Raw genomic sequence first — 24,588 nt, 5'->3', positions numbered from 1 at the left:
ACACGTTATCCCTGTTCGGGGACGGTATTCTCTAAAATTTGCTGCGGAAGTCAGGATCAAAGGCGATGGGGGAGAAGGAGGGTTTCCACAGGATGTGCGCTTCCCCCCGCGCCCTTCTTCAGGAAACCGCCAACGCAAGACGCCAAGGCAGGTAGCAGGAGCAAATGACGGTACCCCGAACAGTGCTTCCTCCATCAGTACCGAGGCTTTCTGACATGGGTTACCTTCTTCGGCCGAATCTTCTTGCAGAAGGCCACGCCCTCCTTTGATTTGACCTTCTCAGTCACTTTTTTGAATTGGATTCGGATGGGGGCAAAGTCGGCATCCATGTTCGCTTTTGCTAGACGCTGCTGGCGCTTGTTAAGCGCTGCGTACCACCCGTCGATGTCGGTGGGGACAACGCACATGTAGTCATCGTTGTGGAGGCGAAGAAGATATACCTCCTGGATATCTTCCCAAGCGATGAACCCTGATGAGAATGATGTCGTGTGGTCGGTCACGCCCTTCTCGTCGATGAGGATGGCATTGCGTCGGTTGACGACCCGATGCACGTTGTAGGCGACAAAGAGTATCGCGAAGGGAACACCAAGGTAACCCGTGATGTACTTCATGAGGGCTGGGTTGGGGGCATAGGGAAGGCTCTGAGTGGCAGCAAGTATTGCCGCAACTAAGATGCAGACGCCCATGAATATAAGCAGCAGATGAATGACGACGCCATTGTTCACTGTGAAGCTCTCGCCCGTAACTCGTGCCTCGACCCTCAATGTTGCCTCCTTCTGACGAATCTGCACGCCACGGTCTGCATTCTAAACATGTCCAGCTCCTTTGGTGACTGCAAGCAATTAAATATGTAAAAAATATGTATTATAAATCTAGTTATTTTATAAAAACCCTACTAATACGAACAAACATAAGAACAAAAAATGTTTAAATAATGGAATAGAGGTCAAATCAGCAATATGACAGGCAAACTACTATGAAGAAAATATGATTCAGCCATACGACACCGTCCCTCAGCGTGTAGCCACCACAAGCAGATAGGGGACGGCCGGTACAAGGAATTTGGGAGAGGAGGAAAGACAGATGTCAAAGAAGATGTACATCGTGGGGATCACGGCTTGTCAGATTGGTATCGCTCATACCTTTATGGCGGCAGACGCCCTGCGCGCAGCTCTCGAGGAAGCAGGCTGCGAGGCAAAGATTGAGACGCAGGGGGCAACCGGCGCCGAGGACGTCATCACTGACGGGGACATTGCCCGCGCGGATGGCGCAATCATTGCCGCAGATATCAAGATCAAGGGCAAGGAGCGCTTTGATCCTGTTCCCACGCTCAGCTGCAAGACCAAGGAAGTCATGACAAAGGACAAGGCCGCGGAAGTCGTGGCGGAGCTATTGGAGGCGATTGGCTAGATGGCCGAGATTCAGCGCAAAGGTGCCAAGAAGCAGTCCCAGGGCGCGTTCGTGTGGGACGCGGTGCTGACAGGCATATCCTACATGATTCCATTCATCGTCGGAGGAGGCGTCCTTTGGGGCATTGCAAAGGCGATGGGTGGCTACAACGTCGGCAACGAGATGGCAAACCTCGCCTACACCGAGTACACTCCGGCAATGGTTGTTTATGCCATTGGTAGCGCCATCTTCAATGTCTGCGTACCAATTATCGGTGCCTACATTGCCTATGCAATGGCGGACAAACCTGGCCTGGCGCCTGGCTTCGCCGTGGGTGTCATTTCCAACACCATTAAGGCGGGCTTTCTCGGGGCTGTTCTCGGTGGCATTATTGCCGGGTATATTGTCATCTGGCTCAAGGGACTATCCAAGAACGCACCTGATTCGCTGCAGTCTATTTTCCCAATCCTCGTTATCCCTGTGGTTGCAACTGCGGTGACATCTTTGCTCATGTGGTATGTGGTAGGAGTCCCCATCAGCTGGCTTATGGGCATCATCACATCTGCTCTCACCAACCTGCAGGGTGTTGGCGGCTTTGTCTTTGGTGCTGCCATCGGTGTGGGTATGTCCATTGACCAGGGCGGACCTATCTCCAAGGCAGTTGCTCTTGTGACGAACGGCCTTAACGCCAACGGCATCTATGGACCGACCGCATGCAAGATGTGCGGTGGCATGCAAAACCCGCTCGGCGTCTGCATTGCCCAGATTATCGACCGCTTCACTGGTAGGAAGAAGTTCACCCAGAAGGAGCGTGATACCACCATCTCCGGCCTTGTCCTTGCTTGCTGCTACATTCAGGAATATGTCATCCCGTTCCTCGTGCAGGATACCTGGCGTTGTCTCGTCCCTTGCATGATTGGTGGCGCAATCTCTGGTGGCCTCTGCGGCATGACCGGTCTGGGGTCCCCCTCTCCTCACGGCGGCGTATTCGTCATTGCCCTTATGAGCAACCCCCTCCAGTTCATCCTGTTCTGGTTCATTGGCGCGCTGGTAACAGGTGTCCTGTACTTCCTCCTTCGCAGGCCCGTTGCCGAAGAGCAGGAGATGGGGCAGAACGGCGTCCTCGACAAGCTGTTGGGCTAACCAAGAGCGGTTTGATGGAGGCGCCTGCGGGCGCCTCCATTCTTTCGGGGCATCCCACATTCGCTGGCGAGCAGCCGGAGAGACAGGCTGATCCAAACACTGGAAGGAAAGTTCCATGTACGTCTCAGTTTCCGAAATGCTCAAGCACGCGAGCACCAACAACTACGCGGTTCCCGCTCCCAACTGCCCGGACTTCAACACCATGAGGGCCGCCCTCATGGCGGCGCAGGAGGAGCGCTCTGCCGTCCTCATCGACATCTCGCCAAGGCAGATGCACATGCACATCGCTCCCGAGGTCGCGGCGGCGATGGTCCGTGCCGCCGCAGAGCCCCTCGACGTGCCTGTCGCCCTACAGCTTGACCACGGCACAGAGTTCGAGGACATCTGCCGCTGCATCAAGGCCGGCTACACGTCGGTCATGGTGGATTCCTCGAGCCTGCCGTTCGAGGAGAACGTTCGCCGCGTGTCCCAGATCGTCTCCCTCGCGCACGCCCACGGCGTGAGCGTCGAGGCGGAGCTCGGCCACGTCGGCCAGGCTGCGGCTGGCGACGGCCGCAGCGCGGACATGTACACCAAGGTGGACATGGCTGTCGAGTTCATCGAGAGGACCGGGTGCGATGCCCTGGCGGTTGCCATTGGTACCGCGCACGGCAACTATCCCAAGGACTTTGTCCCCAAGCTCGACTTCGAGCGCCTGCGCGAGATCAAGCAGGCGGTGGGGGACTACCCGCTGGTGCTGCATGGCGGCTCTGGCTCGGGTGACGAGAACTTCAAGAAGGCCGTCGAAGGCGGCATCAACAAGGTGAACCTTTGGACTGACTACTCCGCCGCGTACGTTCGCGGCTTGCGTGAGGAGCTTGCTGGCCAGGAGAAGCCCGACTACATGCTTCTCTCCCGTGCCGTCGAGAGCAAGGCCTCCGATTGGCTCAGGCACTACATGCGGCTGTTCGGCTCTTCGGGCCGCTACCAGTTTGGCGAGGAGACGGTGGAGGCGACTGACTAGCCCTGCCCATGTCCCTCAGAAACCCAGATTGGATCGTTGGAGCGCAGATGCGTCGCGGAGGTGATAGAAGATGATTTCCGGAAAGAACTGCTGGAGCCCATCGCTCCAGCGAGGGATGTCGACGCGATACGTGTCGGGCAAGGAGCTGTATGCCTTCGACGACATGGCACCCAGCCTCTACCACCAGCTTGCGCAGACGGCATCCTCATATCCCCAGCTGACAGCCATTGTCGACGACTGGGGCCGCCCAACGACCTACGAGCGTCTCCTCTCCCTGACGGATGACTTCGCAGCCTTCCTGGCTACCGAGAAGGGGCTTGGGCACGGTTCCCTCGTTGCCCTTATCATGCACGCCGACCTCGAGTTCGTGGTTGCCCTCTATGCAATCTCAAAGCTTGGGGCTGTGTGCGTGCCCATACCGACAAAGTATCGCGAGCGTGAGGTGACGTCGCTTCTGGACATCGCCAAGCCCGACGCCGTTATTGCTGGCGAGGAGTTCGAGGACTGGGCATCGGACTTTCCCGTTGACCCCAAAATGTGCGTCTGGTCTCGAGGGGTCGAGGACGGCTATGGCTTTGACGGGGTCTGCGGCTACACCTACCCTGCGGTACGTGCCTCCGGAAGTGCCAGCGACCCCGCCATAATGATGTTCACCAGCGGCACCACATCCGCTGCCAAGGGCGTGGTGCTGAGAAACTACAACCTCGTCTTTGCCACCATGATCTACCAGCGTCTCATGGGGACGACGGTGGACGACTCCTGCCTGGTGCCCATCCCCATCTACCACGTCACGGGCCTGGTGGCCCTCCTTGCGCAGTTCGTCTTCGTTGGAGGGACGGTATACCTCCATCGCAGGTTCGATGCGAGAAGGGTCCTCCAGTGCGTCCGGGACGAGGGGATAACCTACCTGCACGGCTCGCCCACCAGCTTTGCCGAGCTCCTGCCACTGCGGGAGGAGTTCCCCTCGCTTCCAAGCGTGCGCGCGATGCTTTCCGGCTCGAGCTACGAGCCGGTGTCGAAGATGAGGGCCTTCCACGAGTGGATGCCAACGGCCACGTTCCAGGTGGTCTATGGCATGACCGAGACGAGCTCCCCGGCGCTCCTCTTTCCCTGGGACTCCGCCACCTCCATCTACGCGGGTGCCACGGGAAAGCCGGTTCCCGGAGTGGATGCCGTCCTTCTCGACGAGGAGCACCACGAGGTTCCCACGGGGGAGGTGGGGGAGCTCGCCCTTCGTGGCACCTGCGTGACCGAAGGCTACTTCCACCACGACTCGGGCGACCTGCTTCCTGGCGGGTGGCTGCTCACGGGCGACATGGGCTATGCGAACGACGAGGGCATGGTCTGGATCGTCGACCGCAAGAAGGACATGATCAACCGCGGCGGCGAGAAGGTGTGGTGCTCCGCGCTCGAAGAGGTGCTCTGCGAGACCCCGGGCATCAGCGAGGCCTGCGCCTGTGGGATGCCGGATGACCTGTACGGCGAGGTTCCCGTCGCCCTCTGCGTGAGACAGGCGGGCTCGCATGTCACGGAGGACGACGTCAAGGCCGCGCTCAAGGGGCGGCTCGCGCACTTCAAGATTCCCGTCCACGTCGCTTTTGCGGAAAAGATTCCCCAGACGAGAGGCGAGAAGCCCGACAGGCGTGCCGCGCTCGAGCTCGTTCGCCAATCCCTTTCAGACAAGACACCGAGAGAGGCTTGACTCATGGCTAGCAGGGACCTTCAGGCAAACTTCGTGACCCCGGAGGAGGCGGCTGCGTCCATCGCTGACGGAACGGCCATCTGCACCATCGGCATGACGCTCGTCTCTGCCTCGGAGTCCAACCTCAAGGCGATAGAGAGGCGCTTCCTCGAGACGGGGCACCCATGCGGACTCACGCTCCTTCACTCGTGTGGCCAATCAGACAGGGCGCGCGGCATACAGCACCTGGCTCACGAGGGGCTGGTGACGCGCATCATCGGCTCCCACTGGGGTCTCCAGCCCAAGTGGATGGACATGATCGCCAACAACAAGGTGATTGCGTACTGCCTCCCGCAGGGACAAATCGCCCAGCTCTACCGGGCCATGGCCTGCGGACTGCCTGGAAAGATGAGCAAAGTCGGGCTGGGCACCTTCATCGACCCGCGCATCGAGGGCGGCAAGATGAACGAGCGCACCCAAAGCGAGCCGGACATCGTGGAAATCGTCACCTACCACGGCGAGGAATACATGATGTACAACGAGGTGCCCATTGACACCCTTCTCATTCGTGGCACCACCTGTGATGAGATGGGGAACATGACCACGACGGACGAGGCCATGAAGCTGGAGGTCTTCAATGCGGTCCTCGCCACGAAACGCTATGGCGGACAGGTGATTGCTCAGGTACGTGACGTTGCCCAGACCGGGACCCTCAACCCCAAGGACGTGACGGTACCGGGGGTGTTCATCGACAAGGTGGTCGTCTGCCCCGACCCGGAGGAGGACCACCGCATGACCTCATCGATTTACTTTGACCCCTCGTATGTTGGAAGGCTGCTCCGGCCGATGGCTGCAATGGAACCTGCTCCATTCAACGTGCGCAAGTTCATCGCACGCCGTGGTTGCCAGGAGCTTTATCCCGGTTGCATCGTCAACCTCGGTACGGGCATCCCCAATGACATGGTGGGGCGGGTCTGCGCGGAGGAGGGCCTCTCCGACAAGGTCATGATTACGGTCGAGAGTGGCATCTATGGCGGTGTGCAGCTTGGCGGCATCGACTTTGGAATTGGCCAGAACCTCTACGCAATGGTGAGCCATCCCGAGCAGTTCGACTACTACGACGGAGCTGGCGTCGACGTCACGTACATGGGGCTCGGTGAGCTTGACGGAGAGGGAAACGTCAACTCCACCAAGATGGGCGAGAGATGCACCGGCGCAGGTGGCTTCGTCGATATCACCCAGAACGCGAAGTGTGTCGTCTACCTGGGCACATTCACGGCAAAAGGCGCCGAGTACAGCTTCGATGGCAACGAGCTGCACATCCTCAAAGAGGGTGCCGCGAGGAAGATGGTCAGTCACGTTTGCCAGATATCCTTCAACGGCCCGCAGGCCCGCAAGAGCGGTCAGCGCGTCGTTGTCGTGACCGAGCGAGCCGTGTTCGAACTGGTGCCTGCAGGGGTCAAGCTCGTCGAAATCGCCCCAGGCATCGACCTCAAGACACAGGTGCTTGACATGATGGACTTCGCGCCCATCGTTGCCGACGACCTCAAGACCATGAGTCCGAGCCTCTTTGCCCAAGACGGACCCTGCGGGCTCCTGGAGAGCTTCGGCAAAAGGTAGATTTCCCGGAACGTCTCATCACGCATCAGATGCAAAACGGAAAGGATCACGGACATGGAAAAGGTCAAGGTTGCGGTCATCGGGTCTGGTCTCATGGGCGCAGGAATCGCCCAGGCGTGCGCCACCGCCGGCTTCCCGGTCGTTAACATCGACATCGCCCAGGAGCCTCTGGACAAGGCGAAGGCGCTTGTCGGAAAGCTCGTGCAGAAGAAGGTGACGAAGGGCAAGATCACTCAGGAGGAGTGTGACGCCATCCTGGGCAACCTCACGTACTCCACCGATTACGGCGAGCTGGCAGGTGCCAAGTACGTGATCGAGGCAGTCCCCGAGCGCCTTGACTTCAAGCAGTCGACGTTCGAGAAGGTCGACGAGCTCGCCGACGCAGACGCGGTGCTTCTCACCAACACCTCTGGCATCGACATCGACCAGATCGCCTCGGCGACCAGGCGTCACGCATCGGTCATGGGCATGCACTTCTTCTATCCCGCCCCCGTGATGAAGCTCGTCGAGCTCGTCCGCGGCGAGAAGACCTCTGATGAGGCCCATGAGAAGGCAAAGGAGCTTGCGGAGGCGATTGGGAAGACGACCGTTGACGCCCCCAACACCCCCGGCTTCATCGTCAACCGCATGATCAACCCATACGAGAACATGGGCGCGTGGCTCGTCTCCGAGGGAGTCTCTGCCAAGGACGTCGACATAGCGATGAAGCTGGCATGCAACCATCCAATGGGTCCCTGCGAGCTCATGGACTTCTCGGGGATTGACGTGGTGTATGCCTCGCTCATGAACCTCTACGAGGGCTATGGCCACGACGACCTGTACCGTCCCGCCCCCGTGTTTAAGGAGCTGCTCGACGCAGGCAAGCTTGGCCGCAAGACCGGCCACGGCTTCTATGACTACGAGTAGCGAAAAGCAGGACTCGTTGCAATCACCCAAGACCATCCAGACACTACGAAGGGAAAGTGCCATGAGCAACAGGCAGTTTGACAAGAATCCAGATGACGTCGTGATCGTTGCTGGCGTGCGTACCGCAATCGGCAAGTTTGGCGGAAGCCTCAAGACCGTCCCCACAATCGACCTGGGCGCCATTGCGGTCAAGGAGGCGGTCAAGCGCTCGGGCGTCGATCCGAGCAAGGTGGGCGAGGTCATCATCGGAAACGTTGGCGGCTGGGGCCCCAACGGCTTTCTGGCCCGCGCGATCTCCCTCAAGGCCGGGATGCCCAACAAGTGCACCGCATACTCGGTGAACCGCCAGTGCGGCTCTTCCGTCCAGGCAATCGCCGACGGCCTGCAGGAGATTCAGACGGGCTTTCGCGATGTCGTCGTCGCTGGCGGCGCCGAGTCCCTCTCGACGCTCCCTTACTACGTTCCGTCGGCGCGCTGGGGCGCCCGCATGGGCCACAAGCAGTTCGAGGATGGGGTCATCGACGCCCTCGTCTGGCCGCTCGACGGCAACCACAACGGCATCACTGCCGAGAACGTCGCCAAGAAGTTTGGCGTGAGCCGCGAGGAGCAGGACGCCTTTGCCGCCCGCTCGCAGCAGCGTGCCTGCGCGGCAGTCGCGTCCGGCGTGTTCAAGCCCGAGATCGTTCCCGTCGAGATCAAGGGGCGCCATGGGGCCGTGACGGTCTTCGACACCGACGAGGGTCCGCGCGAGGGCGCGACCGCCGAGAGCCTCGCGAAGCTCAAGCCCTGCTTCGTGACGGACGGTACGGGCACCGTGACCGCGGGCAACTCCTCGAGCCTGAACGATGCCGCCGCTGCCGTGGTGATGATGACGCGCTCCAAGGCGGAGGAGCTCGGGTGCACCCCCATGCTCGCCATCCGCGGATGGGCAGTTGCGGGCTACGATGCCACGCTCATGGGCTACAGCCCCTACTTCTCCACGGTTCAGCTGTGCAACCAACTTGGGCTCGACGTACAGGCAATCGACATGTTCGAGCTCAACGAGGCATTTGCCTCCCAGTCGGTTGCCGTGAGCCGTGACCTCGGCCTCGATCCCGAGAAGCTCAACATCTACGGTGGTGGCATCTCCCTTGGTCACCCCATTGGAGCCACCGGCGCCATTCTCGTTATCAAGTGCGCCTACGAGCTCGCCCGTACCGACAAGCGAGATGCGATGGTCTCCATGTGCATCGGCGGCGGTCAGGGCATCTCGATGTACTTCACGAAGGACTAGCCACAAATCGCGAGAAGCGAAAGGAGAACCGCTATGGTCAACTTCGAGTATCTCGTCCCCACGAAGATTCTCTTCGGCAAGGGGACCGAAAACGAGGCCGGCAGGCTCATCAAGGAGTTTGGGGGCCACAAGGCCCTTATCCACTGGGGTGGGGATTACGTGCGCACCACGGGGCTTCTCGATCGCGTGCACAAGGGTCTCGAGGCTGAGGGCATTGTGTACGTTGACCTCGACGGCGTTGTCCCCAACCCACGTCTCTCCCTTGTCAAGAAGGGTGTCGGGCTCTGCAAGAAGGAGGGCGTCGACTTTGTCCTGGCCATTGGCGGTGGCTCTGCCATCGATTCCTCGAAGGCAATAGCCTACGGCCTTGCCAATGACTTCGATCTCGAGGACCTCTTCCTCGGAAAGGTCTCGACTGACAAGATCGCAAAGATTGGCGCAATCTCCACCCTGGCGGGTACTGGCTCCGAGACCTCCAACTCGGCCGTGATCGACATCGATACGATGGGTCCCAAGATTCTCAAGCGCTCCTACAACCATGAATGCGCGCGCCCGCTCTTTGCCATCATGAACCCCGAGCTCACCTACTCGCTGCCTCCCTTCCAGACAGCCGCGCCAGGTGCCGATATCATGATGCACACTATGGAGCGCTACTTTACGACCGAGCGTGACGTTGAACTTACTGACGGGATTGCCGAGGGGCTTCTCCGCACCGTCAAGACCATGGTTCCCGAGGCGCTCGCCCATCCAACGAGCTATACCGCTCGTGCAAACCTGCTTTTGGCAGGTGCCAAGTCTCATGATGGGCTCACTGGACTCGGCAGGGTGGGGGACTTCGCCTGCCATGCCATCGAGCATGAAATCGGTGCCATGTTTGACGTTGCTCATGGAGCTGGCCTCACGGCTATCTGGTCCAGTTGGGCTAAGTACGTCATCCACGTCGACCCCGAGCGCTTCGCGCAGTTCGCCGTCAATGTATGGGGCGTCCAGAATGACTTCCATGACCCCATGTCAACTGGCCTGCGGGGCATCGAGGCGTGGGATCAGTGGTGCCATTCCATCGGGATGCCCACGAGCCTCTACGAGCTGGGGGTTGATCCTACGGACGAGCAGATCAAGGAGATGGCCGAGGGTGCCGTGGAGGCACGTGGCGGCGATCACGCCGGCAACTTCATGCAACTCCATGTCGACGACATTGTGAACATCCTCAAGAACGCACGCTAAAAGGCGTGGGCTGCCCGGATTCCCGGGTGGCCCGCTTTCTTGTGGCAAGAATGGGAAGATGTACGAGAGAGCCTCTGGATGAGAGGTAACCTCGGGTTTCTTCCTAGGGGGTCACGTTGTTGTATTTGCGTGCAGAGAGGGGAGCGCACATGAAGTTCGTCTTCGCGTCCGACACGCTCAAGGGCACCATCAGCTCGACTCGTGCGGCCAGCATTCTCGAAGAAGAGGCGATGCGCGTGTTTCCCCGCGTCGAATGTGCTCGGCTGGCCGTTGCCGACGGGGGCGAGGGGACCGTCGATGCCGTGGTTGCCTCCCTCGGCGGAACACGTATCGAAGCCAGCGTGGCTGATCCTCTCGGCAGGCCGGTCGAGGCGTCCTACGGCATGTTGCCGGGGAACCGCGCCGTCATCGAGATGGCCGCCGCCTCTGGACTGCCTCTGCTCATGCATGCAGAGCGCAATCCGGCTCTCACCAGCACCTATGGCACGGGCCAGCTCGTTTTCCATGCGCTTCACAACGGTGCCACCGAGGTCACGCTTGCCATTGGCGGAAGCGCAACGAATGATGGTGGCATGGGGGCCATGCGTGCGCTGGGCGTCCGATTCCTGGATTCGACGGGAGGGGAACTCGAAGGGACGGGTGCGGACCTCGGGAGGGTTGGTCGCATTGACCTCTCTGGGCTCGATCCTCTCGCCACGCGCGCAAGCTTTCGCCTCTTGTGCGACGTCGACAACCCCCTCCTTGGACCTCGCGGCGCAACCCGCGTATTTGCCCCACAGAAGGGGGCCACGCCGCAGCAGGTCGAGGGGCTTGAGCGGGGCATGGAGTCGTATGCCCGCGTGCTCGAGCGCACCTTTGGGCGTGTCGCAGACCAGCCGGGAGACGGAGCCGCAGGCGGCCTTGGTGTGGCAGTTCGCCTCTTCTTGGGCGCCACGTCGGTTCGGGGGATTGACTGGGTTCTCGATGTCGTTGGGCTTGACCAGGCACTTCTCGGCGCAGATCTCTGCGTCACGGGAGAGGGGCACGCAGACGCGCAGTCGACCCACGGCAAGGTGGTGTCGGGCGTGGCGTCACATTGCAAGGGGGCTGGCGTGCCCTGCGTTGCCGTTGTGGGCGGTATGGATTCCGGTGCCCTTGGCCTCGTTGACCTTGGGGTGGATGTGCTTGTGCCTACGGTCATCGACTGCGGTGACGTGGTAGAGGCGCTTGCTCATGCCGAGAGGAACTACCGCCTTGCCGCGGCAAGGGTCTTCTCGCTAATGGCCTTGGGGCAGCGCCTCTCGGATTGATTGCGGTGGCGGGCTACGAGTGCGGCACGGGCTGTCCGTCGTGCGTACGCACATGTGTGGGTTTCTGCCCAAAAGCGGGCCTTGGAGGCCTCCGCCGGCAAGGAGTTTCCCTTCTGCGTACGCACGACCAACGAGATTTGACAGTGCTTTCAAGTTTGCCCAGTTGCCAAGAGGGGTCGTGGTAGAAGTTTGCACGTATGCGTACGCACGAGCGACGCTTCTCGCCAGCCGGGTCTCGCCACTATGTGCAATGAGACAAGGGGAGTGCCCTTGCCTCACTGCGGCGCGTCTCCCTGCTACTATTATGGAGCAAGGGATATTGTGCCCACGCGCAAGAGTCTATGTCTTCCTACGTCACAAAGGAGCACCAGTGAGCGATTTCGTAACTTCCAATGACGTTTTTGTTAACCAGCACGCCGAGAGTCGCGACGAGGTGCTGCGCTTCATCTCCCAGAAGGCAGTCGAGCTTGGCGTCGCCGATGATGCCGACGCCGTTTACAAGGCTTTCATCGCCCGTGAGGACATGGGCGAGACGGGCATGACCGACGGCTTTGCGGTGCCGCACGCCAAGGACGCCTCCATCAAGCAGGCTGCCGTTATCGTCTTCAAGAACGACCACGCCCTCGATTGGCCCTCCTTCGACGAGAAGCCCATCGACATCGCAATCTCGCTCCTGGTCCCTGCTGGCGAGGCGGGTACCACCCACATCAAGCTGCTCTCCAAGACTGCCGTGCTCCTCATGAAGGACGACTTCAAGAGCCTCGTCCGCAGCTCCGATGATCCCCAGGTCATCGCCGATGCCATCAACAAGGGCATTGACGAGCAGAGCTAGCTTCGCGAGCTTGGCCCAATGTGCCTGCAGCCACAGTGTTTTGGAGGGACGGTCGCATACGGTAGGCCGTCCCCGTTTCGTCCACGCGTTGAGATAAGGTTCGCATCGTGGCGGGGCGCCGCCCCCGGGAGGAGCATGCCATGTTCAGGCAGTCGACCGACAAGCGCGTTGCAGTGTTCATTGCAAACGGCCTCGAGGAGATCGAGGGTCTTACGGTGGTGGACCTGCTCTATCGAGCTGGCATTCCCGCAGACACCGTATCCATCACTCCCGAGCACACCGTGACCTCCTCACACCAGGTCACCATCACGTGCGATCGCTCGATTGCAGATGGGGACTTCTCCTTCGACGACTACGACATGCTCGTGCTTCCCGGTGGCATGCCGGGGACGCTCAACCTCAGGGCCTGCGAGCCTCTCGTCGCTGCCGTCAAGGCCTTTGACCGGGCTGGCAAGGGCGTGGCTGCCATCTGCGCCGCCCCGTCCATCCTGGCGGAGCTGGGCATGCTCGCCAACCGTCCTGCCACCTCGAACCCCAGCTTCCAGCACGTGCTTGTCGAGAACGGCGCCATCCTCTCGGAGGAGCCCGCCGTTGTGGACGGCAACGTGATCACGAGCAAGGGCATGGGAACGGCCATCGCGTTTGGCCTGGAGATCGTCCGCTGGTTCCTAGGGGATGCTGCGGTCGAGGACCTAAGGCCTCGCATCGTGCTCGAGGGCTAGCGTGGCAGATGCCCCTGCAGCGCGCACCTCTCAGCGCCAGTACCTCTGCATAGACCTCAAGAGCTTCTACGCCAGCGTCGAGTGCGTGGAGCGTGGGCTTGACCCGCTCGCCGCCCGCCTCGTGGTGGCGGACCCAACGCGCACGGAGAAGACCATCTGCCTAGCGGTCTCGCCGGCCATGAAGGCGCTTGGGGTGCGCAACCGCTGTCGCGTCTTTGAGATTCCCCAGACCATCGACTACGTGATGGTTCCTCCCAGGATGGCGCTCTACATGGAGCGTTCGTGCGACATATATGCCGTCTACCTGCGGTGGATTGCCCCAGAAGACATCCACGTCTACTCGATAGACGAAGCCTTCATGGACGTTACGGGGTATCTCGACCTTTATGGCTGCTCGGCCCGTGAGCTTGGCGAGCGTATCCGCGAGGATGTGGTGAGAACCACGGGCATCTCTGCCACGTGCGGCCTTGGCACCAACCTCTACCTGGCAAAGACCGCGCTCGACATCACGGCCAAGCACAGTCCGGGCTTCTTTGGAGAGCTCGACGAGGAGACCTACCGGGCTACGCTTTGGGACCACCGCCCCATCACGGACTTCTGGCGCGTGGGGCCTGGCATTGCCGAGAGGCTCTCGGCCATGGGCATCCATACGATGGGACAGGTTGCCACCTACCCACAGGAGCCTCTCTACCAGGAGTTCGGCGTGGACGCAGAGATTCTCATCGATCATGCCTGGGGTGTTGAGCCTGTGACCATGGCAGACATCAAGGCCTACCGCTCGGGCTCGCATTCCGTCTCGACGGCGCAGGTCCTGGGGTGCAGCAGGGACTTCGATGGCGCGCGCATCATCTGTCGTGCGATGGCCGATGACCTCGCCCTTGACCTCGTTGAGCAGGGGCTCGTTGCCAGTGGCGTGAGCCTCTTTGCTGGATACGACCTCTCGCCCGAGGAGCGCGCGGGCATCAGCGACCGCTCGGACCCGCGTGCATGGTATCGTGCCGCGGCCTCTACGGGCGGCATTGAGCGATTCCTCGTGCCTACGAACTCCCGCGAGCGGGTTCTTGCGGCAACAACACGGCTCTTCGATGCCAACGTTGATGCCTCGCGCAAGGTCCATCGCCTGGGCCTTACCGCAGTGGCCGTGCTGCCGGAGGATGCATCGGGCGTACAGGGCAGCCTCTTCGCCACGCCCGAGGCAGATGCCCGTGAACGCCGCCGCCAGGAGGCCATCAGCGCCGTGAAGCGCAAGTTTGGCAAGAACTCTCTGCTCAAGGGCGTGGACCTTCTCCCCGAGGCCACCACGCGCGAGCGCAACCTCCAGATTGGAGGCCATCGCAGTGGAGAGTGACGGCCCTCGCACGCCGCCCACACCTGCAGGCGACGTGCCCACGGCACGCCAGCCCATGCCCCTCTCGGAGCGCGCAAAGATCTTTATGCCGTTCGACCCGCTTAAGGGGTACCGTGCCATGCTCGTCGAACGAGAGCGCCAGCAGGAGGAGGGGCACGTCCACGGGCCTTTACCGTGGCCTCACCCAGCTCCCCCTGCATTACACCGCGGGCCCGGGCATAATGGAGGGGTAGGCGCAAACGGGGGCTCGCCCGGAAGATTGGGCACATGACATGGCATTTGTTGAGTTCAGAGACGTCGGCAAGGTCTACCGCATGGGCTCGGTCGAGGTCCATGCGGTAGACGGCATGACCTTCGACATCGAGAAGGGTGAGCTCTGCGTTATCGTGGGACCCTCCGGCGCTGGCAAGACCACTGTGCTCAACATGCTTGGCGGCATGGACTCGTGCACGTCGGGTACCATCATGCTGGCCGGCCATGAGGTCTCGGGCCTCTCGGAGCGCGAGCTCACGCTTTACCGTCGCCATGACATAGGCTTTGTGTTCCAGTTCTACAACCTGGTCCAGAACCTCACCGCTATCGAGAACGTCGAGCTGGCAAGCCAGATCTGCGATGACCCACTGCCCGCAGCCGAGGTCTTGGACGAGGTGGGGCTCTCCTCGCGCAAGGCCAACTTCCCCGCACAGCTCTCCGGTGGCGAGCAGCAGCGCGTGGCCATTGCACGTGCGCTTGCCAAGAACCCCAAGCTCCTGCTCTGCGACGAGCCGACGGGCGCCCTTGACTACGTGACGGGCAAGCAGGTCCTCGGCCTTCTCCAGAAGACGTGCAACGAGCATGGCCGCACCGTGGCCATCGTGACTCACAACACGGCGTTCACCCAGATTGCCGACCGCGTGATTCGCGTGCGCGAGGGCCGCGCCGAGAGCGTTGAGAAAAACGCACGTCCGCTTGCCGCCACAGAAGTCGAGTGGTAGCAATGGCCGCTCGCTCCGCCTTCTCGAAGGGGGTCTGGCGCTCCATCAAGGGGTCGCTCGGTCGCTTCCTGGCCATCACCGGCATCGTAGCTTTGGGCTGCGGTTTTCTCGCCGGCCTTCAGATGAGCGGGCGAGACATGCGCACGGCGGCAGACCGTTGGTTTGATGGCTGCAACCTCTATGACCTGCGGCTTGTTTCCACAAAGGGCTTTGGCGAGAATGATGTTGAGCGTGTTGGTGCCCAAGGGGGCGTCACGGCCGTCATGCCTTCCGCGACAGCGGACGTGATGGCTCGCCTTGGTGACGAGCAGATGGCCGTGCGCGTGTCATCGCTTGACGTGGACGCGGCGCGCGCGGCAACGGTGGCCTCCTCCGAGGAGGTTGACTCCGCGGATAAGAGCTACGAAAACCGCGTGCGGCTGCTGTCGGGTCGCTGGCCGGAGTCGTCAGACGAGTGTGTGCTCGACGGGGATGCCGTGACGCCCGGCCTAGGGATAGGCGGCACCGTCGAGGTCCTCTACGGTACGAGTGACGTGGGCGACGCGCTCGGCGTTCGCACGTTCACGGTCGTGGGGCTCGTCAGTTCTCCCAGCTATCCCTACACAGGCACCTTTGGCACAACGAGTCTGGGCGATGGCTCCATGAGGCAGGTGGCCTACGTGTTGCCTTCCGCGTTCGCGGACGACTACCCGTGGACGGAGCTCTACATCACCGTTGACGGCGCAGCAGAGAAGACGGATGGCACGACGGAATACGACGACGCCGTTGCCCCAGTGAAAGACGCGCTCTCTGCAAGCCTGGACGAGCTTGCCGAGGCGCGCCTTGATGACCTCCGCGCGGACGCGCAGGCCAAGGTGGACAATGCCCAGGCAACGCTCGACGAGAAGCGCGCTGATGCAGACTCTGGGCTTGCTGACGCAAGGGCGCAGCTCGATGATGCTGCGGCTCAGATCGCGGAGGCCGAGGACGAGGCCTCGTCCGGCAAGTCACAGCTTCAGGCGGGCAGGGAAGAGCTTTCGCAGAGCCGCGCGAGCGCCGAGTCAGAGCTGGCATCTGCCCAGGAGCGGCTTGACTCAAAGCAGCAGGACCTTGATGCGCAGTCTGCTCAGATTGACGAGTCTGTGGCCTCGACGCTCGAGGGCCTGGGTGCCACGTCGCTTGACGAGGCTGCCTCTACGCTGGCCTCGCAGCTCGAGCAGACAAGTGCCGCGGCCGATGCGCTTGCACAGCAGGTGGCCGCCCTCGAGGCAGCAGGGGATGCGGTGGACCCGGCGCAGCTTGCTGCAGCACGCGAGCAGCTTGCCCAGGCACAGACAGCGGTGGCGCAGCTGCAGGCCGCCGCGGACGGCGTTGCCCAGCTCCAGGCTGCGGAGCAGCAGCTTGCGGACGGCCAGGCGCAGCTCGATGACGCCAAGGACGAGCTTTCGCAGAGCCGCGCGAGCGCCGAGTCAGAGCTGGCATCTGCCCAGGCCACACTCGACGAGAGTGCGGCCCAACTCGCAGATGCCGAGGCCCAGCTTGCGGATGCGAAGGAAAGCTACGAGGAGGGCCTTGCCCAGTACCAGGAGCAGGAGGCACAGGCCAACTCCGAGCTGGCAGACGCCCAAGCACAGATTGACGACGCACAGGCGCAGGTAGACGCCCTCGAGAAGCCGGACGTGTATCTCCTCGACCGCACGCAGGACGAGGGCGTGGAGACCTACATGCAGGACACGCGGCGCATGGACGGCATCGCCAACGTGTTCCCTGTCTTCTTCTTCCTCGTGGCAGCGCTCGTGGCGCTCACCACCATGACGCGCATGGTGGACGATGACCGCGTGCTCATCGGCACGCTCAAGGCCCTTGGCTACTCCAAGGCGCGCATCGCCTCTCGCTACCTCACGTATGCGGCCATCGCAAGCGTGAGTGGTGCGGTTCTCGGCATAGCTGTGCTCTCGCAGGCGCTGCCACGTATCATCATGTCCTCCTACAGCGTAATCTACGCGGTCCCCGCCATGCCCTTCCCACTGCCCGTTGAGCCTGCGGTCGCGCTCGTTGCTGGCGGCGCGGGCGTGGGTGTCACGCTCGTTGCCACGTGGGGTGCCGTTGCGTCGAGCCTTCGAGAGACGCCGGCAAGCCTCATGCTGCCGCTTGCGCCCAGGCCGGGCAAGCGCATCCTCCTGGAGCATATTGGCCCTGTTTGGCGGCGGCTCTCGTTCTCGTGGAAGGTCACGTGCAGGAACCTCTTCCGCTACAAGCGGCGCCTCGCCATGACGGTCGCGGGCGTTGCCGGCTGCACGGCGCTGCTTCTTGTGGGGTTTGGCCTGCACGATGCCATCTGGGACATCATCGACTGCCAGTACGGGCCAATCGTCCACTACGACGCTGCGGTGGGCCTCAAGGACGGCTCGACGGAAGGTGACGTCAAGGCGGCTGAGGATGCGCTTGAGGCCACCGGCGAGGTGTGGCGCATCGAACGGGTGCAGCAGGTGACCATGCGTGCGGGCTCCCGGAACACGTCGGACACGCTCCGCGTGAGTACCATGGTACCGCAGGACTCCTCGTCGTTTGACGGTGCCATAACGCTGCGCGACAGGGTCACGCACCAGCAGGTTGCCTTTGGCGACAATGCCGTGGTTATCACCGAGAAGCTCTCAGTGCGCCTGAAGATCGGCGTGGGTGACGAGGTGGTGCTCTTTGACGTTGACGATGTGGGCAACTCGACAGGGGAGGGGCATGCCCTCACGGTGACCGGCGTCTGCGAGAACTACGTAGGCAATAGTGTCTACGTGGGACACAACGCCTGGGCCCAGGTGGACGATGCCACGCCGGCCTTCTCCACGCTTCTCGCCCAGACCTCACTTGACGAGGAGGGCCGCTCGCAGGTCTCCGAGGCCCTCCACGACGGGGGCGCGGTCTCGACGGTGTCCTTCTCGACAGCGACCATCGAGCAGTACCGCTCCATGCTCTCGGTCGTGGATGCCGTTGTGGTGGTGCTCGTGGTGTCTGCCGCCGCACTTGCCTTCATCGTGCTGTACAACCTCACGAACATCAACGTCTCCGAGCGCATGCGTGAGATCGCAAGCCTCAAGGTGCTCGGCTTTACTCGCCGAGAAATACACGCCTACATCTTCCGCGAGATAGTGATTACCGCACTCCTTGGCGATGCGGTGGGGCTTGCCTTGGGCACATGGCTCGAGAGCTTCGTGGTCACGACGGCCGAGGTGGACTATGTGATGTTTGGTCGCACCATCCATGCGGCAAGCTACGGTGCGGCGTTTGCGCTCACGATGGCATTCGCACTTCTGGTGATGCTTGCCATGCGTCGGCGCCTCGATACCGTTGACATGGTCGAGAGCCTGAAGAGCGTTGACTAGGAATGCGGGATGGGGCCTGCGGCATGACGCGGCCACCCGTGATGTGAAGGAGTCGGGGCGCATGCCCTGGGCTGGTATCATTATGCCGTTAGCGAACGCCGTCCAGCAATATGCCCTTGGGAGGCATCATGCCCAGAATCTCCGTGATCATCCCGGCCTACAATGTGGATGCCTACCTTGAGCGCTGCCTTGCCAGCGTGGAGGGGCAGTCCTTCAAGGACTGGGAGGCAATCGTGGTGGATGACTGCTCGCCGGACCAGTCTGGCAGCATCGCTGAGCGCTTTGCGTCAAGCGACTCGCGCTTCCGCGTGATCCGCCACGAGGAGAACAAGGGACTTCACCTTGCGCGCAAGACGGGTGTCGAGGCTGCGAGGGGAGAGTATTCGTTCTTCCTTGACGGCGACGACTCCTTTGCGCCCGATTTTCTCGAGGGGATTGCCCGTGCCGCCGAGCAAGACCCCAAGGCCGACGTCTTTCATGTAGGCATTACCGTCATTGCCGAAAACGGTGTGACGGACCAAGGCGCTCAGGGGTTTGCAGGCTTTGTCAACAGGCCAAGCGATGTGGCCGAGGGTGATGATGTGCTCCTCGACATCTTTGACGAGAAGCACGGACAGCTTGTTGACTGGCGTGCGACCCAGCGCCTCTATCGTACCGAGCTTTTGAGGCGTGCGTTTGCAGCGATGACCTCTGAGCGACTGGAGCGTGCGGAGGACGGCTACGAGGTATTCGTCATCTCCGACCTTGCCGAACGCAGTGTTGGCATCGAGGAGAACCGGGGCTACATCTACCACTACGGCGAGGGGATTACAGGAGTGAGCCCTATCACTTCTGCTCGCTTTGGAGCATTCTGTGACCAGTTCCTCGCCTGCATTGAGGCGGCGGGCGACTACGTCCATGGGCACGAGACGGCAGCGCTCTTTTCGTCCTTTGTGGGCATGCGTCACAAGATGCTCGAGCTTCTCTCGAATGACCTGCTCGTTCGTGTTCCAGATGACGAGAAGCCCGGTGCCGCCCTGCATCTTTCGCACACGTTTGGGCCTGCCGCCTGTGCCCGCGAGCTCTGGCGCCTCGTGCGCGACCGCGCGTACTCGTTTGTGGATGCGGGCGCGCTTCCCTCCGAGGAAGACCAGCTGCACCTGCTCCTCTCGCTTGCCGAGCGCGTAGATTCAAAGATTGATGTCGCCACGTCCAATCAGACCGACCTCCTCCGTGCTCGCGCCATGTGCGAGAAGGCGCACATTCACCTTTCTCAGCTGCATGTAGCGGACTTCTCCGCTCAGGACATCCGCATACTCGTGACCACCCACAAGGACGTTGACGTTCCAAAGAGCAACATCCTTCAGCCCATCCAGGTTGGGCCAGGCAACAATAATTGGGACACGAGGTTTATCTGGGCTCTTCACGACGACGAGGGAGATAACATCTCGCCTAAGAATCCCATGTACTGCGAGCTCACCACCCAGTACTGGGCGTGGAAGAACACCACCTCCCCATACGTGGGCTTCTGCCACTATCGACGCTATTTCAACTTCACGGATACCGCGTACGAGGAGAACCCCTATGGTGAGGTCATGGATGACTTCATCGACGCCGATGCGGTGAGGCTCTACGGCCTGGACGACGCAAGCATCCGCCGCTGCATTGAGGGTTACGACCTCGTTACCACGGGCTTCAAGCGCCTAGCAGACTTCCCCGGTGACTTCTCTACGCCCCGAGAGCACTATGCCGCTGCGCCGTCACTCCACATCGAGGACCTCAACCGCTGCGTGGCAATCGTCCACCGTCTGTTCCCCGATTATGCCCCGGACTTCGACGCCTTCCTTGGGGGCGAGAAGTCCTGCTTCTGCAACATGTACATCATGAGGCGTGAGCTCTTCTCGTCCTACTGCGAGTTCCTGTTCCCCGTCCTTGACGAGTTTGTCCGCGAGACGGACATGTCCACCTACAGTCGCGAGGCGGTTCGTACTCCCGGGCACCTGGCAGAGCGTCTCTTCAACGTGTGGTACCTGCATGCCATGCGTGCAGGCGAGGGAGCTTCGTGGAAGACCAAGCAGCTCCAGTGCGTCCACTTCACAAATCCCGAGCCGGCACAGACGTTCACCCCGGTCTTTCTCGACCGTGAATCCGTTGAGGCTTCTAAGGTGGTGCCGGTGGTCTTCGCCTCCGACGACGCCTATGTTCCGGTGCTCACGGTTGCCATCGAGTCGATGCTGAGAAACGCCAGCCCCGAGCGCTTCTATGACGTTGTGGTGCTCACGCGCGACATCTCTGGCGACCACCAAGCCGCCATGCGCGCCTTCCTTGGCCGTCACGAGAACGTCCGCATCACCTTCTTTGACGTATGGCGCATGGTTGAAGGCTTTGACCTCGATACCAACAATGAGCACATCTCGGTTGAGACCTACTATCGCTTCCTCGTGCAGGATGTCCTTTCGGCCTACAACAAGGTGGTCTATCTCGACTCGGACCTTGTGGTCGAGGGCGACGTTGCGCAGCTTTTCGATACCGATCTGGGCGACAACCTGGTTGCTGCAACGCGCGATGTCGACTACCTTGCCAACCTTAATCTCCCAGACGGCAAGCGCATGCGCTACACACGCGGCGTTCTCAAGATGAAGAGCCCGTACGACTATTTCCAGGCTGGTGTGCTCGTGCTCAACACGCGTGCCATGCGAGAGCTGCATACGGTTCAGGAGTGGCTGGAGGTTTCTCAGCGTTCTGACTTCATCTATAACGACCAGGACATCCTCAATACCGAGTGCGAGGGGAGAGTTACCTACCTCGACGCTTCGTGGAATGTCACAAACGACATCTTCCACCGGACAACCGCGCTCTACCCCAACGCTCCCGCCGCTGCCTACGATGCCTACCTGGCGTCGCGCAGCAATCCCAGGGTCGTCCACTTTGCTGGTGCCGTAAAGCCTTGGACCCATGGGTGGATTGACCTTTCCGAGCACTTCTGGAACTATGCCCGCGAGACGCCGTTCTATGAGGCCATCATTGCAGGGCTGCACAGGGCCGACGTCCGCCAGGCGGAGTCCCAGGTGATGGACTACATCAACAACGAGTGCACAAGGCTGGGAGTTCACGAGCGCGCGGTAGGTGAGGACAACCCCCTCCGTCAGATTGTTGACCCCCTCGCGCCTGTGGGAAGCACGCGCCGGGAGGTGCTCAAGTCGATTGGCCGTGGGCTTCGCGGCCGGAGCTAGGGCGGCGGGCGGTCATCTCCAATTGTGTCAGGGAGAAAAACAGATTGCCCCTTGCGGTGCAGCCCTGCGCGCCTGTGCTATCCTGCACCCAATAAACAAAAGCAATTTTGCATACTAGATTATGTTTATGCATTATTATGGGGTGATTGAGGGAATGGAGCGCATAAGGGCCTGTGTCGTGGGGGCAACCGGCTTTGCCGGGGTCGAGGTCTGTCGCATTGTCCTGGGGCACCCCTCCATGGAGCTTGTCATGGCAACGGACCGCAAGGCCGCTGGTGCCAGGCTGGCCGACGTGTACCCTGCGTTCGAGGGTGCAACCAACATCGTCCTCTCGCTTCCCGAGCCGGGGGCAATCGCCCAGAATGCGGACGTCGCCTTTCTCGCCGTGCCCCACACGGCCTCGCTTGCCATCACGCCGCAGCTTCTTGCGCTGGGCGTTACCGTGATCGACCTCTCGGCGGACTATCGCCTGCATGACGCGGCCGTCTACGAGCAGTGGTACGGCACGCCGCACACGAGCCCTGAGCTTCTCAACCAGACGGCCTATGGCCTGCCCGAGCTCAATCGCTCTGAGCTTCTCGCCTTGGGGGAGCGCCACGCGAAGGATGAGCCAGTGCTTGTTGCCGTACCGGGCTGCTATCCCACGGCCACGGCGCTTGCCGCCATCCCGGCGCTCGAGGCGGGCCTTGCCACAGGGGACCTCGTAATCTCTGACGCCATCTCCGGCGTCTCTGGCGCAGGTCGCGCGGCCAATGCGCGCACGCACTTCTGCCACGCCAACGAGTCCGTCGAGGCTTACGGCGTGGCGCGCCACCGCCATACCCCCGAGATCGAGCAGACGCTCACCCAGGCAGCAAATCGCGAGATGAACGTCGTGTTTACGCCGCACCTTGCCCCGCTCACCCGAGGCCTTCTCGCCACCGTGTACATGACGGCGGCAGACGGCGTCACCGCACATGATGTGCAGGGCGCCTACGAGCGTCGCTATGCCAACGAGGCGCTGGTCTCAACGCTTCCCTCCGGGCGCATGCCGCAGACCTCGTCTGTTGCGGCGACCGCTCGTGCCCAGGTTGGCGTGGCCCTTGATGACCGACGACGTAGGGTCATCATCGCGTCCTGCGCGATCGACAACCTCGGCAAGGGGGCTGCTGCCCAGGCCATGCAATGTGCAAACCTGGTGCTGGGGCTTCCGGAGACCCAAGGCATTGGGGCTACCGCCCCGCTCATCTAGGCTCATGGCCGAGTCCGTCGGCTGGCGCAGGACCACCGCGTTGTCCATTCCGGACGCGTATGCGGCGCGTCCCCGTCCAGAAGGGCCCTTTCATGACAAGCATCAAGCCTCTCGCCATCCCCTTGCAGGATGACGCTCCCCAGTCGTTCGGCTTTGCCCCCTGCGAGGGAGGCGTCTGCGCGGCCGCAGGCATGCGTGCCGCCGGAATCTCTGCAGGATTTCGCAAGAATCCCGAGCGCAAGGACATGGCGCTTGTCGTTGCCGATAAGACCTGCGTCTGCGCGGCAACGTTCACGCAGAACCGCTTCTGCGCCGCGCCGGTGCAGGTGAGCAGAGCGCGTGCCGCCTCGGGCCACGCCCGGGCCGTGGTTCTCAACTCCGGCAACGCCAATGCGGCCACCGGTGAGCCGGGCCTGCGCTGTGCCGAGAAGGCCTGCGCCCTTGTCGCCCAGGCTCTGGGCTGTGACGAGAAGGACGTGCTTGTGGCGTCGACAGGCGTCATCGGCGTGCGGCTCCCCCTCGAGCCCTACGTGACAGGCGTGCCAGCTGCCGTCGAAGCGCTTGCGGCGACGCCCGAGGCCGCCCATGACGCTGCCTGTGCGGTTATGACCACAGACACGCACCCCAAAGAGGCGGCCCTTGTGGGGTCCGCCCATCAGGCGGACGGCGGCTCTGTCACGGTGCACGTGGGCGGCTTTGTGAAGGGCTCGGGCATGATTCAGCCAAACATGGCAACCATGCTCTGCGTGCTCTCGACCGATGCCCCGCTTACGCCCGAGGCCGCGCATGCCGCGCTCCTCTCAGCCGTTCGCCAGACCTTCAACAAGGTGACGGTGGACTCTGACACTTCCACCAATGACACTTGCATCCTTTTTGCCACGGGTGCTGCCGGTGGCGCCGCCATCGACGAGGGCTCGCCTGCGTATCCGGCTGTCGCTGCGGCCATCAGGGGCGTCTGCACCAACCTTGCCCGGCAGATTGCTGCGGACGGCGAGGGCTCGACCAAACTCGTGACCGTGGACGTCCTTGGAGCGACCAGCCAGGAGGACGCCGATAAGGTTGCCTTTGCCATTGCAAACTCGCCGTTGGTCAAGACTGCCATCTTTGGACACGATGCCAACTGGGGCCGCGTGGCTGCGGCTGCCGGCAAATGCGGCGTGCCCTTCTCGCAGGAAGCCGTCGACATCGACTTCATGGGCGTGCCTGTGCTCCGTGTGGGACTTCCCGTTCCCATGGACGAGGACGACATGCTACGCCGCTTTGAGCAGCCCGAGATAGACATTGCCATTTCGCTTGGTGCGGGAAAGGCATGCTCGCGGGTGTGGACCTGCGATCTCACGCACGACTACGTCAAAATCAACGGAGAGTACCGAACCTAGGGCTTC

At 61.7% G+C, this 24,588-nt stretch carries 18 protein-coding genes; 17 read left to right on the top strand and 1 reads right to left on the bottom strand.

Annotated features, from left to right (window positions below):
• Positions 1-194: 194 nt before the first annotated feature.
• Positions 195-764, bottom strand: coding sequence for an STM3941 family protein (locus ACO59D_RS03515; RefSeq protein WP_485125786.1), 570 nt, complete (start codon positions 762-764; stop codon positions 195-197).
• Positions 765-1,083: 319 nt separating this feature from the next.
• Here ACO59D_RS03515 and ACO59D_RS03510 point away from each other — a divergent pair, with 319 nt between their 5' ends.
• The 17 genes from ACO59D_RS03510 to argJ all read left to right on the top strand — a co-directional run bounded on the left by ACO59D_RS03510 (position 1,084) and on the right by argJ (position 24,582).
• Complete coding sequence (locus ACO59D_RS03510; RefSeq protein ID WP_485125785.1) at positions 1,084-1,410, top strand: PTS fructose transporter subunit IIB; 327 nt, start codon at positions 1,084-1,086, stop codon at positions 1,408-1,410.
• Positions 1,411-2,532: a PTS fructose transporter subunit IIC gene (locus ACO59D_RS03505; protein ID WP_485125784.1), complete on the top strand. Its 1,122-nt coding sequence runs from the start codon at positions 1,411-1,413 to the stop codon at positions 2,530-2,532.
• 115 nt (positions 2,533-2,647) lie between these two features.
• Entirely contained in the window at positions 2,648-3,535 is an 888-nt protein-coding gene (locus tag ACO59D_RS03500; RefSeq protein WP_130812496.1) for a class II fructose-bisphosphate aldolase, read from the top strand.
• A gap of 70 nt (positions 3,536-3,605) precedes the next feature.
• A complete protein-coding gene (locus tag ACO59D_RS03495; protein WP_130812495.1) occupies positions 3,606-5,237 on the top strand; it encodes a class I adenylate-forming enzyme family protein in 1,632 nt (543 codons plus the stop codon).
• Between the two features lie 3 nt (positions 5,238-5,240).
• Positions 5,241-6,836, top strand: a complete 1,596-nt coding sequence (locus ACO59D_RS03490) for an acyl CoA:acetate/3-ketoacid CoA transferase (protein WP_485125783.1) — start codon at positions 5,241-5,243, stop codon at positions 6,834-6,836.
• Positions 6,837-6,890: 54 nt separating this feature from the next.
• Positions 6,891-7,742, top strand: a complete 852-nt coding sequence (locus ACO59D_RS03485; RefSeq protein ID WP_485125782.1) for a 3-hydroxyacyl-CoA dehydrogenase family protein — start codon at positions 6,891-6,893, stop codon at positions 7,740-7,742.
• A gap of 61 nt (positions 7,743-7,803) precedes the next feature.
• A complete protein-coding gene (locus tag ACO59D_RS03480; RefSeq protein WP_485125781.1) occupies positions 7,804-9,015 on the top strand; it encodes a thiolase family protein in 1,212 nt (403 codons plus the stop codon).
• A gap of 33 nt (positions 9,016-9,048) precedes the next feature.
• On the top strand, positions 9,049-10,239 hold the full coding sequence (locus tag ACO59D_RS03475) for an iron-containing alcohol dehydrogenase (protein ID WP_130812493.1): 1,191 nt from the start codon (positions 9,049-9,051) through the stop codon (positions 10,237-10,239).
• A gap of 149 nt (positions 10,240-10,388) precedes the next feature.
• On the top strand, positions 10,389-11,528 hold the full coding sequence (locus ACO59D_RS03470; protein ID WP_485125780.1) for a glycerate kinase: 1,140 nt from the start codon (positions 10,389-10,391) through the stop codon (positions 11,526-11,528).
• A gap of 370 nt (positions 11,529-11,898) precedes the next feature.
• Positions 11,899-12,360: a fructose PTS transporter subunit IIA gene (locus ACO59D_RS03465; RefSeq protein WP_485125779.1), complete on the top strand. Its 462-nt coding sequence runs from the start codon at positions 11,899-11,901 to the stop codon at positions 12,358-12,360.
• Positions 12,361-12,500: 140 nt separating this feature from the next.
• A complete protein-coding gene (locus tag ACO59D_RS03460) occupies positions 12,501-13,082 on the top strand; it encodes a DJ-1 family glyoxalase III (RefSeq protein WP_485125778.1) in 582 nt (193 codons plus the stop codon).
• 1 nt (position 13,083) lies between these two features.
• Positions 13,084-14,430 (top strand): Y-family DNA polymerase, encoded by a 1,347-nt coding sequence (locus tag ACO59D_RS03455; RefSeq protein WP_485125777.1) that lies wholly within the window; start codon positions 13,084-13,086, stop codon positions 14,428-14,430.
• Positions 14,431-14,702: 272 nt separating this feature from the next.
• Positions 14,703-15,404 (top strand): ABC transporter ATP-binding protein, encoded by a 702-nt coding sequence (locus tag ACO59D_RS03450; RefSeq protein WP_485125776.1) that lies wholly within the window; start codon positions 14,703-14,705, stop codon positions 15,402-15,404.
• Positions 15,405-15,406: 2 nt separating this feature from the next.
• Positions 15,407-18,760, top strand: a complete 3,354-nt coding sequence (locus ACO59D_RS03445; RefSeq protein WP_485125775.1) for an FtsX-like permease family protein — start codon at positions 15,407-15,409, stop codon at positions 18,758-18,760.
• Positions 18,761-18,888: 128 nt separating this feature from the next.
• Complete coding sequence (locus tag ACO59D_RS03440) at positions 18,889-21,972, top strand: DUF4422 domain-containing protein (protein WP_485125774.1); 3,084 nt, start codon at positions 18,889-18,891, stop codon at positions 21,970-21,972.
• Between the two features lie 142 nt (positions 21,973-22,114).
• Positions 22,115-23,203: an N-acetyl-gamma-glutamyl-phosphate reductase gene (argC, locus tag ACO59D_RS03435; RefSeq protein ID WP_485125773.1), complete on the top strand. Its 1,089-nt coding sequence runs from the start codon at positions 22,115-22,117 to the stop codon at positions 23,201-23,203.
• Positions 23,204-23,295: 92 nt separating this feature from the next.
• Positions 23,296-24,582 (top strand): bifunctional glutamate N-acetyltransferase/amino-acid acetyltransferase ArgJ, encoded by a 1,287-nt coding sequence (gene argJ, locus ACO59D_RS03430; RefSeq protein ID WP_485125772.1) that lies wholly within the window; start codon positions 23,296-23,298, stop codon positions 24,580-24,582.
• Positions 24,583-24,588 lie beyond the last annotated feature (6 nt).

It is taken from the genome of Tractidigestivibacter sp. (assembly GCF_057241865.1).
The sequence above is the reverse complement of the archived record's forward strand: the minus strand, read 5'-3'. Positions and strand labels throughout refer to the sequence as shown.